This is a genomic window from Planctobacterium marinum (assembly GCF_020687805.1).
Lineage (GTDB): Bacteria > Pseudomonadota > Gammaproteobacteria > Enterobacterales > Alteromonadaceae > Planctobacterium > Planctobacterium marinum.
Window position 1 is genome coordinate 56,045 of sequence record NZ_JAJEWQ010000010.1, and the last position, 13,402, is coordinate 69,446.

Annotated in this window: 13 protein-coding genes and 1 tRNA gene; 7 read left to right on the forward strand and 7 right to left on the reverse strand. The window is 40.6% G+C overall.

The annotated features are described in order from the left end of the window. Nucleotides 1-10: 10 nt before the first annotated feature. The 3 genes from LJ740_RS22045 (at nt 11) to LJ740_RS22055 (ending at nt 1,810) form a co-directional block, all read left to right on the forward strand. Nucleotides 11-283: an oxidative damage protection protein gene (locus LJ740_RS22045; protein WP_229531302.1), complete on the forward strand. Its 273-nt coding sequence runs from the start codon at nt 11-13 to the stop codon at nt 281-283. Nucleotides 284-463: 180 nt separating this feature from the next. Continuing rightward, a tRNA-Phe gene (locus LJ740_RS22050) sits at nt 464-539 on the forward strand. A 1,043-nt stretch (nt 540-1,582) separates the two neighbouring features. Continuing rightward, complete coding sequence (locus LJ740_RS22055) at nt 1,583-1,810, forward strand: helix-turn-helix transcriptional regulator (protein WP_229531303.1); 228 nt, start codon at nt 1,583-1,585, stop codon at nt 1,808-1,810. A 9-nt stretch (nt 1,811-1,819) separates the two neighbouring features. Here the strand turns inward: LJ740_RS22055 and LJ740_RS22060 are convergent, their stop codons facing one another. Beyond that, nucleotides 1,820-2,194 (reverse strand): hypothetical protein, encoded by a 375-nt coding sequence (locus tag LJ740_RS22060; RefSeq protein ID WP_229531304.1) that lies wholly within the window; start codon nt 2,192-2,194, stop codon nt 1,820-1,822. 543 nt (nt 2,195-2,737) lie between these two features. Here LJ740_RS22060 and LJ740_RS22065 point away from each other — a divergent pair. Further along, nucleotides 2,738-3,070, forward strand: coding sequence for a DUF3392 family protein (locus LJ740_RS22065; RefSeq protein WP_229531305.1), 333 nt, complete (start codon nt 2,738-2,740; stop codon nt 3,068-3,070). A 94-nt stretch (nt 3,071-3,164) separates the two neighbouring features. Further along, nucleotides 3,165-3,668 carry a YehS family protein gene (locus tag LJ740_RS22070; protein WP_229531306.1) on the forward strand — a complete coding sequence of 168 codons (504 nt, stop codon included), beginning with the start codon at nt 3,165-3,167 and terminating at the stop codon, nt 3,666-3,668. A gap of 458 nt (nt 3,669-4,126) precedes the next feature. Here LJ740_RS22070 and LJ740_RS22075 read toward each other — a convergent pair whose 3' ends face one another. From LJ740_RS22075 to LJ740_RS22095, 5 genes are read right to left on the reverse strand one after another with little or no spacing between them, the layout of a single operon-like run. Further along, on the reverse strand, nt 4,127-7,099 hold the full coding sequence (locus tag LJ740_RS22075; RefSeq protein WP_229531307.1) for a CHAT domain-containing protein: 2,973 nt from the start codon (nt 7,097-7,099) through the stop codon (nt 4,127-4,129). A 7-nt stretch (nt 7,100-7,106) separates the two neighbouring features. Continuing rightward, nucleotides 7,107-7,550, reverse strand: a complete 444-nt coding sequence (locus LJ740_RS22080; RefSeq protein WP_229531308.1) for a hypothetical protein — start codon at nt 7,548-7,550, stop codon at nt 7,107-7,109. A 31-nt stretch (nt 7,551-7,581) separates the two neighbouring features. After that, entirely contained in the window at nt 7,582-8,970 is a 1,389-nt protein-coding gene (locus LJ740_RS22085; RefSeq protein ID WP_229531309.1) for a peroxidase family protein, read from the reverse strand. Between the two features lie 17 nt (nt 8,971-8,987). Further along, on the reverse strand, nt 8,988-9,620 hold the full coding sequence (locus LJ740_RS22090; protein WP_229531310.1) for an anti-sigma factor: 633 nt from the start codon (nt 9,618-9,620) through the stop codon (nt 8,988-8,990). Beyond that, a complete protein-coding gene (locus LJ740_RS22095; RefSeq protein WP_229531311.1) occupies nt 9,610-10,368 on the reverse strand; it encodes an RNA polymerase sigma factor in 759 nt (252 codons plus the stop codon). Before LJ740_RS22095 ends, LJ740_RS22090 begins: the two co-directional genes overlap by 11 nt. A gap of 397 nt (nt 10,369-10,765) precedes the next feature. Here LJ740_RS22095 and LJ740_RS22100 point away from each other — a divergent pair, with 397 nt between their 5' ends. Next, nucleotides 10,766-11,932, forward strand: a complete 1,167-nt coding sequence (locus LJ740_RS22100) for a hypothetical protein (RefSeq protein ID WP_229531312.1) — start codon at nt 10,766-10,768, stop codon at nt 11,930-11,932. Between the two features lie 8 nt (nt 11,933-11,940). Next, nucleotides 11,941-12,636 carry a DUF998 domain-containing protein gene (locus tag LJ740_RS22105; protein WP_229531313.1) on the forward strand — a complete coding sequence of 232 codons (696 nt, stop codon included), beginning with the start codon at nt 11,941-11,943 and terminating at the stop codon, nt 12,634-12,636. 301 nt (nt 12,637-12,937) lie between these two features. On the opposite strand, the gene LJ740_RS22110 is transcribed toward LJ740_RS22105, so the two are convergent. Further along, nucleotides 12,938-13,387: an RrF2 family transcriptional regulator gene (locus LJ740_RS22110; protein ID WP_229531314.1), complete on the reverse strand. Its 450-nt coding sequence runs from the start codon at nt 13,385-13,387 to the stop codon at nt 12,938-12,940. Nucleotides 13,388-13,402 lie beyond the last annotated feature (15 nt).

Consider the following 13,402-nt stretch of genomic DNA (forward strand, 5'->3'; position numbering starts at 1 on the left):
GGAAACTGTTATGAGCCGCACAGTATTTTGTCAACGCCTGCAAAAAGACGCGCCGGGGTTGGATTTTCAGTTATACCCGGGTGAACTGGGCAAAAAGATTTTTGACAACATCAGTAAAGAAGCCTTCAGCGAGTGGCAAAAGAAGCAAACCATGCTGATCAACGAACACAAACTTAACATGATGGACGCTAACGCCCGCACGTTTTTAGAACAGCAAATGAAAGCCTATTTATTTGAGGGTAAAGAGCCCACAATCGACGGTTACACACCCCCTGAAAAGTAAGGTGTGCTGTAAAAGTGAACGTTTCGCTGCTTTTATCAGCACTCGGCCAACAAACTGAGTTTTTTTACAAAAAACAGTTGACTTGGGGGGCCGAAATCCGTTTAATACGCACCCGCAGCAAGTGACAGACATGTTACACGCTGGCAACTCAGAGAACGATTCATGTTCTCGATGGTGCAGGCCCAGATAGCTCAGTCGGTAGAGCAGGGGATTGAAAATCCCCGTGTCGGTGGTTCGATTCCGCCTCTGGGCACCATTTCCATCACGTTTTGGATCTACCCACTTAACGGGGGATCAACATTCATCTCGTTCTATTGATTATTCCATCCCAACCACAATGAGTCATTACTCTTAGCCTGCAATTTATGTGAATTACGGCAATAAAGTCTCACTATGAAACTTGTTCTATAGGAGAAGTGCCACGAGTTGCAGAAAAGTGGACTAATTGTGATTGTTCCGTATAAGGTTCTAACTGGTAAAATAATTACTTTAGGATAACTATGGACATAGATTCAGCCATTAAGCTTGGGTTATTAGCAGTAGCAATTATTGGAATCCCAAAACTTGTTTGGGAGTCAAAAGCCTTAAAAAAATCACAGTTGAGAGAATAATACAACTTCGCTAAAAAGTTCTTTGATGACATATCAAATAATAGTATTCACCCATTTTGTATAGAAAAAGGTTATGGCGCTGTATCTGGAAATGAAGGCTTGTCAGTTTACGAAGTGCGATTCTTACTGACATTGAGCAACCCAGTAAAGTGCCTTGATACGTATGCAAAGTGCAAAAAATATATGTGTGAAATTTTGGACGGTACGCAAAAGTTAGAAATGAAACCGCCTTTTAGAAACAAGTACAGGATGTACTTGGCCGTATTTGTATGTTTTACAGGGTATTTTGTATCAGGCTTTACAGCAATGATTCCACTTATATTGTATCCTACTCTTGATTATGGTGTTTTAACAAAGTTTTCCCTGACCTTCTCACCAATTCTAATTTACTTTGCATATAATTGGCTTATGCGAGGAGCAAAAATCAAAAAAAGTTTTTTATTGGTGCAAAGTCAAAGTCACCATATCAATAGAATTCAGTTTGACTGATGGAAGCTCTTTGTCACACCTTCATAAATTCTCAAATTATAAATCGGAACCCTGCGGAACCGTGATATGCGATTTTTGGCGGGGCGATTACTACAACGTTGATTTGAGGGTTTGCTAGCCATGACAGCAAGTTTTGTTTACAGATCGTCCAGAGTCTTTGTATCGGCCTAAACCGTCGGACGTGTTTAAAAGGCGTTGTTTGTCTATAACTGATAAAAAGCATCCTGAAATTGCAGAGCTGATGGGATTCTCTGCTAAACATTTTTCAAGATTTATTAATGGTCATGTAAGAGTATCGATTGAGTTTGCTCTTAAGTTGGAATCCGTAACTAATATTAGCGCCGGAGCTTGGCTTCATTATCAAGTGCAGTACGATTTATACGAGACGGCGGATGATGTATTACCCAAACGTTCAATGTTTGGGTAATCCGAGCCGCTACCAATACTCTCTGATAAGCGAAATCTTATTTTCGGTGAAACCGAACAGGGCAAACATTTTCTTGTCGGGCTGCCATGTTCCGTCATCCATAAGCAAACCGTGCGAGTATTCTATGGCTGCATGGGATTTGCCATAGATCACGTTTAAAATTCTAATTTCGTTCTCGGGACCGTTCTGGTACGCGCCATTTTTAAGTTGCCGGGTAAATGCTTCTGCCCAGGTCTTTTTATCGAAATTAGCGCCGTATTCGATGTGCTCATATTTAACGCTGTCATGCATCATACCGATTAAGTCATCAATATCTTGCTGTGTCGAGTCCCGTTTTGCTACGCGATCCAGTGCCTGAAAGTACTTTTCTGCTTCCTGTAACATACAGGGATTATTGCAATCTGTTGCATTTGCGGAAAAGCAGAAGATCAATAAAAGGCTGACAGAGAGCGATTTTAGTTTAGATATCATGGTGTTATTTATAGTGTGCTGTAAAAATTGGTGAGCAAGCATTGGCGGTCTTGGAAAAGATTGCAACAGCACCTGAGATGAGTGGTTACCAATATCAGCTAAACAACAGCCCTGGTGTGTAAAGAGGGAACAGTTCCTTTAACACATGGCTTTTCCTGGTAACGACAGGAAAAAGTGCAAGCCAACGGAAATCGGTTATTTGTAGTAGCTTTAAGGTTTGCCGCGTTAAATAGCTCGCCATTTCTCTGTTTCTCGTCGTTCTGGTTCGTCCTTCGGAGATTTGAGATTGGCTCCGGCAATCTTGTCCGCTTCTTTATGAGTTCATTTTATACCTGAATTTCAGCGAAACTGAATTCTTTGACTCACGAGCTTGACCAATCGGCTGCCACTGTTTCCCTCTTCCCTCCTTTTCCATTAACATCCCGGCAGATAAATCATTTAACTAAGAGAGAATAGATGGACTGGCTCTGGTCTTTAAATTCTGAACTATCCAACTGGTTTTGGTCGTATCGCAACGTCATTGTGACGTCTTGGGTGGCGGTGTTGTTGGTGCTTTATGGCGATAATATTAATAAGACTCTGAAGCGTCTGATGCGCCCCTACCATTATGTTGTGCGAATATTAGCATTTGTGGTGCTCTGTTCAGTAGGTTATGGCGTTCTGGCCAATTATGGTGAAGTACTGATTAACCATACTTTGCAATTGCCAGAGCGTCGCTGGTTCGCGGTGATAGTAATAGGCACTTATTTTGTTTTGGGCGGCTTGGCGGAAAGTAAACATCAGGCCTGATACCGTTAATTTGCATTGTTGTGCCTGATTACGCCATTAACTCGGCCTAATCAGGTATACTGTTTGCACATCACATTCACCTTTACAATTTCCCATGCTGTTAAATGACATTTTACGCCGTCTTCGTTTTGCCCTGAGTCTGGATAACAAGGCTACCATCAACATTTTTAAGCTGGTGGACCATGATCTGGATGAAGACTATCTGATGAATATGATGAAAAAAGAAGATGAGTCTGGCTTTTTACCCTGTCGGGATAAAACCTTGTGTTTATTTCTGGATGGTTTAATTGTTAAAAACCGCGGTAAGCAGGAAGGTGGGCCACCGCCGGGGCTGGAAGGCGGTCAGCGCCTCAGCAACAATGATATTCTGCGCAAGATTAAAATCGCTCAGTCTTACCAGCAGGAAGATATGATGAAGATCTTGCAACTGGCGGAATTTCGAATCGGCAAAAGTGAGTTAAGTGCCCTGTTCAGAAAACCTGAACATCGCAGTTATCGTGCCTGCGGTGATCAGTTATTGCGTAACTTTTTACAGGGCATGGTGAAGAAACATCGCCCGGATGCGAGTGCCAATACTCCATGGGGGAATGGGCGCTGAGAGTTTCTTCGAAGGAACTAATCAAACTACCAAGACTGGCATATTGAGAAACAGCTCAATGCCTGTCTTGATTATTCCCATACATTGGCCCTTTTTTACAATTACGCTCCCTTTTGATTTACTTTCCTACAACAGCTGATACTATTCTGTTGGGTATAAAATATACTCAATAAGTGAAAGGGATTTTAATGGCCAAGTTTTTAAACACCAGCGCAACAAACTACTACCTGGAAGAGTTGATAAAGGGAACATCAGAGAGGCTTATTCTGATTAGCCCATTGTTGAAATTGAATGATCAGATAAGGGAGTTATTTTAAAGGTTGAAGATTAGCCTTTAATGGTGATTCAGAGTTTGAAAAAGCATTGTGTGTATGAGGAATACACGTTTTGATGAAAGGATTTAAATTGATTAATATAAAAGTCAGAGGATTTTATAGTCCTAACTATACTTAACTTTATTATCTTGAATTTAAGACGTACCCTGACCAGTAATAGGGATGCCTAAAGCGCACTGTTTCGCGCATTTTTTCACGAGCGTATGCGAGGGCTATGGCAGGGTCATTGTTGTCAAAATAATTTGTATAAAAATGACGGGTAAATTCCATTGATGCGCGATCACTTACTTTCCATAGTGTAGATATTACCGTCTTAGCTCCGGCATTAATAAATCCTTGAGCTATGCCTAATACTCCAGCTCCGCGGTAATATTTTCCATTAAATGTTTCGCATCCATTTAAAAAAACTAGCTGGTTATTAAAGTGTGCTCGGTTTAGTTCACTTAAAGATAGAAAACCCGTTGCAAATGGTCTATCAGAGTTGACAGGTGAAAGAAATAAACCGATATCGGAACGATTATCAGGGTTAAAATAGTGATGCAAGCTCAGGTGCAAAACATGACTATTTTTACTTGAAAGTAGTTGGGCCTTAGTAGCATCTCTATCTAAAAACGCGGCAAAATATCCGGGGGTTAAGTCCCTTATATTGGATAGCTCTTGTTTCGCCATGGGAAGCTCATCGTTGAAGCTGCTATCGTTAAATTGGATACCGGTCAATTCGGACAAGCTAAAACTACTGCCAATAAACGTCATGTCATTTGCCTTATTGCTGTGTAGAGGGATACCTGCATCGGGCAACCCTCGCAATATGACTTGCTCCTCTGAAAAAAGCAAACTTTCAGGAAATAGATAAAGCTCACTGTCAGGTAGATAATATATCCGTTCGTAGTTTTGTTGGTTATTGAAATTTGGCAGCAATGCTTGTTTAGTTTCAAGGATTTTGCTTTGCGCCTCAGGTGCTCTGGTTGCCAGAGCAATACTGGAGTTTTTTATTAGGCGCTTTATTACTTGTGCATCTTCGAACCGTTCAAATTGAGTACCATTTTTATCTTTTAAAAATACGCCAGAAATAGTTGGATTAAAAAGGTAGGCAATTAGTGCCTCATCATCCTTTTTGAACCGTATAGATTTAAGAGCAAAGCTTGTTTCCCTCAAGTTTTTTGTGTCATCTGTCTCGAGACTTTTGTGGTTAATAATCTCTGCTAACGTGAAATCTTGCTGTTCTATATCTTGATACAACCAATCCAGGTCTTGCGATATGGCTTTTTTCAATTCTCTTTGATCGTACTCAGTTTGTTGGTAAAGGAGTGCATTTGCTGTTAAGTCAGAGTAGATATTAAGGTTATCTCCGCGATAGTGATTATCCTTTTTGTTTGATATCTGTTGCCGCCGAATCTGGGACTGCAATTGTCTTATCTGAATCGTTTTTTGTAGGGCACGTTCGATGTTGCCATTATTAATAAGACGTCTAACCTGATTGATAAAGTGCACATGTATTTTTTGAATCCAATACATGCTTGTTTCTTCTATTCCCAATTGTGATAAAACACCAATCGCTATTCGATCCGTCTGCTCCGCTAAAGCGGTATTGTCAGCTTTTAGTGCACTCATTTTATAGAGTGCTTCAAATAACAAGAGCTTGTTTGAGGCTTTATTAAACATTTCACTCGCTTTTTGGAGATAGAAATATTGCTTGTCTGGCTGAGAAAGCTCAGCCATTAGTAAGTAACTTTGCCCGATTGTCTTCAAATCTTGTGCCTCAGGAATAATGGCCAGAATCTTGTTGAAAGTGTCTTGTGTACCATTACTCAATTGGGCATGTAAATTGGCGATCTGCAATTGTAAATCAGGATCATTTTCAGTGGATTGAGCAATAGCCTCACAGTTAAATAGTAAGGTCTGTGCTTCTTCAATATCATTCAGGAGAATGGCGATTTCGGCTTGTTTACAGATTAACTTGGCTGCTCGTGGAGAGCCCTCATGTTGGCTACTTTCTGCTGAGGCAGTCAGGTAATAATTTGCTCGTTGTGGATCCCCAAGTTCTTCATATATATGAGCAATATTACTGGTTAAAAAAGCTTGCAGATCTTTGTCTGGATGAGATTGCAACAAATGTAGTGCGATTAAATAATTTCTTTTTGCACTATTTAGCTTTCCCAACATAGAGTGCATTCTCGCGATATTACTGTGTATCACTATTTGCTGGTGCACCACCTGGAACTCTCGAGCCAGTGCCAATGCCTGCATTTCTCTATCTAATGCCATATGTAAAAGTGGGAAATCAATTTTACTCCCTTGCATTGCTCTTCGGGCATAATAATATCCCCAATTGTCTTGTAGTGTTATTTTGTCTCGGTGATCGATATAACCGGGTTGCTGAGTTATTGACTCGGCGCTCCTGAGATTGGAGTAGGCATCTTCAACCAAATCCTGATGAAGCAATAATTCAGCCATCAGATAATGATAACGGATGCGCAACGAATTCCCCACGTCATTAGTTTGTTGTATTAATCGAGATGATGTATCGAACTCGGTGCGTGCTCTTTGTGTTTTGTCGAGGCGCATAAAAGCTTCCGCAGTGGCTAGTTTCAGAGCGATTTTTTGTTTCGGGGGGATACTCTTGTATAGCAATATAGATGAGGCCGTTTCTATGGCGTTATTCAAAAGAAAACTATGATTTTGGACACTGAACAGCCAATATTTAAACAACAACCTTTCATCGGGCGTTAGTGCTGCCATCGCATTAAATTTGTTAAAGGCTTCTATTATTTTTTCTTTATCTTTAGGCAGTAAAGTGTACCAGGTGGTGAATGCCTCAGTAATCTGATATTCACTTACAAATTTAGTCAATGTTTCAGACAGCGGAATGGGGGAGATAAAACAGTCTTCTTCGTACAGTTTTGTCAGCTGTTTTTCATCAATTACGAGCAAGCCTAATTGACTGACTGGTTGGCTATTTATCAATTTGACTAAGGTCGGCGCCTCACAGGAATTTTGCAGAAAATCTGTGTAATAGGAATTTGCAGCACCGTTTGGCACTGCAAATCCAGTCAATATCAAGAGCAGCGAATGAAAAATAAAACGGTATTTAGACATTGCTAGCTCATTCAATTCTTTTCCAGCGCCACCTCGCTACGTTTTCATGCTCAACTGCTTTTGTAAACTGAACTAAATCAGCTTCTTTGAAATCCAACGGGAAATCCGCAAACCTGTCATCGTTTCCAGAAATCACATACTGCTGTATTTCATTGTCTATCTCGATGCCAAAGTCCAACACAGGAATCGCATTGGAATGCAATTGCCACAAAAAGCGTTGTTTACCATCGTCGACAATTTTATATAGGTGCTGTTTAATTCGAATATCACCGGTAGGGGTAAATACGGTGGTACTCATGACTCGGCCCAGGTCATCGTGGTTATATTCAAATGATACAATAAAGTCACCATCCAGGGGCAAGTAATGAATGGGGCTGAAACCGTCTATTGGTTGTCCGTGAGAGGACTTTCCCTGGACTGATTCCCAGCTTTTCTTTAAAACACTTGGCATAAATTTCTCCGTCTTAAGGTGATTTAAGAAATCAAACTGATTTTGTAAACTTTGCTAGCTCCTCTATGGAGGTAAAAGTGCTATGTGAAGTATTTGTGTCTTGCAGTAACTTTGAGAATACCTGACCTACTATAAGGCTCCCCAGAGGCCCAAGTATTCCCTTTTTTCCATATAAATCGGAGCTGTGTGAACGAACCAGAGAGCGCAATTTTGCACCCTCACGCAGGATATAAAACCAAAGTGGAGTACTGTTGAATAAGGTGTACCGTTCAGGAATGAGGTCTGTATGGGTAAACCCTGAGAACAACCAGTATTGTGGCGCTGTAAAATAGCTAAAATAACGCTTCAGTTGAGGATAATATCTAATATAGCGCTCTATGTAAGTTTGTGCGTCAGCTACACCAAAATCATGTGCGCGCATCAGATTACGTGTACTCATTGAAATAAATTCGCGAGATGTCAGTTGAGGAACGTTGATTTTGACTTTTGCGGAGAGTTCCATCGCTTTGTTTGTGGGGTCATTAATGAATGTGTGCCAATTAACTCGATACAACTTATTCATTGGTGCATCGCTCACTATTCTTAGATCAGACCGACCAAATCCGCCGTGATTCGTCTTCGCCAATATTTCGCTTAGGGTAACGCCACGTTGTTGTCCTATGGCGTAAAAATGACGAACCATATTGTGACCAAACCGAAATGTAGCTGAATGGAATGCCGCCGGGATATCTGAATTAGCAGCATCTAATTGTATGGCAGGTGCTGCAGTCTCATCTCCAAAGTACAATGACCATAAGTCCTCAAACATGATCTTTTTTAGAAAGTCCCACTTTATCAGGTAATGGTAAACATTTTTTGTTTGCCGTTTCGCTTCCTCAAAGGACTTGCCACTTTGGATAAGATGATTGTGGTAACGCATCCAGATTAGAGTGAATTGTGAAATCAACAAATTTTGGTCATTGCGCTCATCCGCAAGGAGTGGGGTGCCGTTATTGTCTCGAGGAATGTCATATCGATTAACGCCATCTTTACTAAAGAGACAAAACTTACCTCTTTTATCAATTCCAATGTTGTCATTACCATACAAACTCTCAAGATTTAACGGATTGGCAATGTTATTGAATGCACGGGCAATACCGAAAAATGTATCTGAGGGTTGATGGTTTTGATTGGAAAATTTGGCGATATCGTGGGCGATGAATTGCCCAAAGTAGGTATAAATTGCTGAGAGCCTCAATTCCATGTCACCACTGTCTATCTGGTCTTGTTTATTACAAACTTCACCGAGGCTTAACAGTTGCTCGGATGAAAAGGCGGGCAGAGGAGCCTGAGGGGGAGTTTCAACCGTTTTCTGATTCGCTGCTACAATGGCAACATTATTTTCCATTTGATGGAATGCACTTTTCCACGCTTGCAACATTAGTCTTCTCCAGCGAGTTATGGGCGCACTAAAAACAGCTTAAGTATGTCCCGCTTATTTAATTCCTGATTAGTTAAAACCAAATCCAGGTGTTGTTCTTTTAATTCAGATAATTGCACAACAATTACAAGTTCACCTGCTGCATTAGCAGAAACCTGCTCGCTGACGAGCAAGTTGCCCGAGACCGACTCCACCAACTGCAATTGGTAGTTGGTGGGGCTAATGTCCCCAGTTTGGATAAACATCGTCGCTTTATTATTGTTATCTAATGTAACTTTTGTTTTCGATGTTGAAACTCCCCGCGACGTTTCTAAGAACAATACATTGCCACTGCTATACACTTGCAATTCAGGCTCAGACAGCAAGCTTATGGTCAATAATACTGAAGCAGCCAGACCAGTTATAACACCCAGCGGAAAACTGATAACCGGGGAAGACAATACATCTCTCCATCGTTGCTTTCTTTTTTCTGTCGGTGTGACAAAGCTGTAATGCTTTGACGCATCTATTAATGCCAGAGTCATTTGCAATTCTTCAAACAACTTCTCATCTTCCATTAATAAGTCTTCAAACCAAGCTGTTTCCTCAGGAGAAAGCTCTTTATTAAGATATCTGACCTTTAATGTTTCATCATTTACGTCATACTTCATAATTGGCCTTGCGCTCTGGAAGACTACTTAAACCGTGAGCGCTGTTAATAGTTATATAGTGACTCGGGTTAGCGAAACCTCTCACACTTGCAACAAAATTTTCTATACGGCTATGATTTGACTGCAAAATTAAGCACATAAATATGCAGAGTAAATAGTCAGATAGGGTATGTGACTTGAGGTCAATATTCAGTTTTCTGGCAAGTTCCTCTTTTAAACGTTGTTTGGCTCGGAATATGACTCGATCAAAATGAGCTGGACTGATATTTAACTTAGTACATATTTCAGACTTGCTGAGATGTTCAACGTAAGTCCATTTCAATATGTCTCGATCTCTGGAAATATCGAACTGTTCTATGGCAATTAATACGAGTTCTGTTAGTTGTTGCCTTGAATATGCGCGTTCTGGTGAGGTGTGTGTATCAGGTATATAGTCAAACTCATCGCAATCAAATGTAGCCTGGCGTTTATATTTACGTTTGCTCTCAATAAGTAAATTTGTGCCGACACTGCGAATGAATGCCCCCAAAGAACTCTCTGAATTGATTTCATTATTTCGAGCTTTTTGTATTACGACTACAAAGGTGTCTTGGCACAAATCAAGAACCTGCTGAGAGTCGATATTTTGCCTCTCCAATATAAATTTAAGTCGGTTCCAATATTGTGAAACTAGCCTTTTCTCTGCTTGTCGGTCACCTTGTTGGATACTGTTTAAAAGGTCTCCGTGCTCGACTAGTGCTTGAGTCATGAGTGAGTTTTTTTCTGGTTATTTTTAATTGATAAAAATACTAACCCTAAAAAATTATTTAAACAACACGGAGTTCTATGTTGATTAATTTATTAATTGTATTTTCATTTAAAATTCGAGCTTATAAAGTTTCATGGCCCATACAAACTCCATAATGCATGTGCTTAAAAACACTTCATTTCACGCTTGACATGTTTATTTGACTATTTCGTTTGGGCTGAATGCTGGTGCCAATATAGCGGAAATAATGATTTTTGTGAGGTTCTGGTGGGGCAATATAAACGTCGCGGGAACACCCCGAGGTCATTGGTAGATATTTAAAAAATTAAATTTTGCTGAGAGAATTCAATTTTGAGACCCACTCAAGGAGTAGTTGTTTAAAATATGTGAGAACATCATGGTAAAAATTACAATAGTTAGTGCGCTAATATTTATTAGTATGGGAGCGTTTGGGGAAGAAAGTGTTTTGCCCACGGATGATAATTGCCAACTGGCTAAGGAAAAGGCGAAATTGATTTTAAAGGATGAAATTGCATTTGCTGCAACCAACAGTAAAAGAGAGGAGCTTGAAGAGTTACTGAGCAGGAAAGAGTTGATTCAAAAAAATCATCAAATTAATTGTTTACTCAATAAGTCGCCATTGAGCGATACAGATCAAGAGCAATTAGTCAAACTAACCGCACAACAAAAAGAAGCGATAAAACCAGAAATCAAAAAAGAGCAAAACACGGCTGACAGTCATGTTATCGCTGCCTTTGAATTTGGTACAATGTGGTTGCCAGATTACAGCGATGACACAAATGGTGGCTTTTCTGAAAATAGAGCCTATTTCGACAGTTATTTTGACGGACGCTATGACTTCGCTGATGCGCCTGACAAAGACGATGGCCTGAATCTCCTGATAAATGCTGGATTTATTGGCACGTTTTATGGTTCTGGTACTAATGTGGAGCCAGAGAGTGTCGACGATAACGGTGTAATCGCTATGTCAGACCAATCCAGCAACACTGGTTTTCCAACCGATTTTAATCAGGTTTCAGATACGTTTGATGGTAGTTTTACATTGCGTGCTTCAGCGTCATATTGTAATAAAGAAACTACTTTGTCGAAACTCGCCTGTGTTCTGACTAGTGAAAACAAACGCTCTAATCTTGGCATAATCTATCGCTATGGATTTCAAAATCGGGATAAAAGATTAGAAAATTCAGACACGGTGAATCGATATAAGGGATGGGGGCTGGATTATCGCTACTATCGTTCCGACATTCTTGCTGGTAGGAATGCAATTCCTGATGTCATTATAACCTATCTCCACAATGCAAAATTTGAAGAGTATGGTGCAAGAGTCTCGACAGAAGCTTGTACGGAAGGAAATACCAGTTGTCTTGTACCCATCGAAAATGCCAAAAGAAAGTTGCTTTTGTTCAACTGGAGAATCGTTAAGGATAAGCCTTACTTTTTTGGATTTCGTCTGAATGCTGGCGAAGGTCAGGATGATTACGGTGTGACTTTAGGGATACGCAAGAATGGTACCGATCTTCTTTCCTTTTTTGGTATTGAGTGAGACAAATCATGAGCGGCAGTGCAGAAAACATCAACGGTGTGAAAATTCGAGTTTTTTCCTATCGAATCCAGAGAATGATCATTGGCATTATAGCTATAGTCTTGCCTTTTGCTGTTGTGGCGGCAAATCTGATTGCAAATTCTGGATGGGGGCCGCTAACCTCAATCAGTATCTACTATCACACAGATGGCCGTGATATTTTTGTCGGCTCTTTGTTCATCGTTGGATCTTTTCTAATTTCTTACAAAGGTTGGTACGATGAACGAGTAGCTGGCAAATTTTGGTTGGGAAATCAATCGTTGCTAAGCACTATCGCTGGTGTAAGCGCCTTTTGCGTAGCGCTATTTCCAACCGAATGCAGACATATATGTCGTTGTAAAGAGGTCGCTTGCTATATTTCGTTTGTACATGGTGTAGCGTCATTTGTATTGTTTGGTATTTTATTCGTATTTAGTATTTACATTTTTCAATATGACGAAGGCTGTACTACAGTTGCACGAAAACGACGGAACATTATGTATAAAATTAGCAGTATCGGCTTTGTCATTGCTGCAATTTTGGTCATTGCTCATTTTCTGTTAAAAGAACAATGGAGTAGTTTCCTGTTCGCGGCAGAAGCAACAGCGCTCTTGTCTTTTGGGTGGGCGTGGCTGGTGAGCGCGAAATATTTACCCTGGCTGAGGGATGCTGATTCTGATTTATAAGAGCAGTAGTGTAAAAGGCAAGAAACAATGATTGCTGCATTAGCCAAACATAAAATGTCTCTGTTGATATAGCGTTGGTAACATAGTCCGTCAGTAACGCGGGTGAGAGTAATTATTCGCTACTTTAATTGCGCTACAATAGGCTATTACATCAATGATTGTGCATATCCAGGGGCAATTGTTGAAGAGTATCCAATAGTAACTGGAATGACTTAGGAGAAGTTATATTTTCCTTGTGGGACAAACATCTATAAATGCTTAACTGGTATTATCTGGGCGGCACTTCTGGGTTAAACAGATTTCAGCCCTTGCTTGTTATAAAGCCTTCTAACTGAGCCAGTAATTTTTCATCATAGCGCAAGGCGCTGAGTTTGATTTCTCTGAAGCGGGCCAACACCAGCGCTTCTGCTTCATGCAGTACTCCAGAAATCGCGGTGTTGACGGCTTTTTCAATGGGGCAATTATTGTGTTCGTCGGTTAAGCCAATGGTAAACAAGGAGGCGTCACCTACCAGTGCTTGGATATCAAACAAGGTGATGTCGGTGAGCGAAGTTTCAAGGTGCCAGCCGCCATTGTGGCCTTTTACCGAGGATACATAACCGGCCTTTTTCAACAATGCCATGGTTCTTCGTACGACAACCGGGTTGGTGCCCAGCATCTTGCCCAGTTCATCGGAGGTGACACCACGGTTTAACATGTCCATGTGGATCAGGGCGTGTAATAGACGGGATAGTCTGCTGTCTTTTCTCATTTTTTCATCAATTGT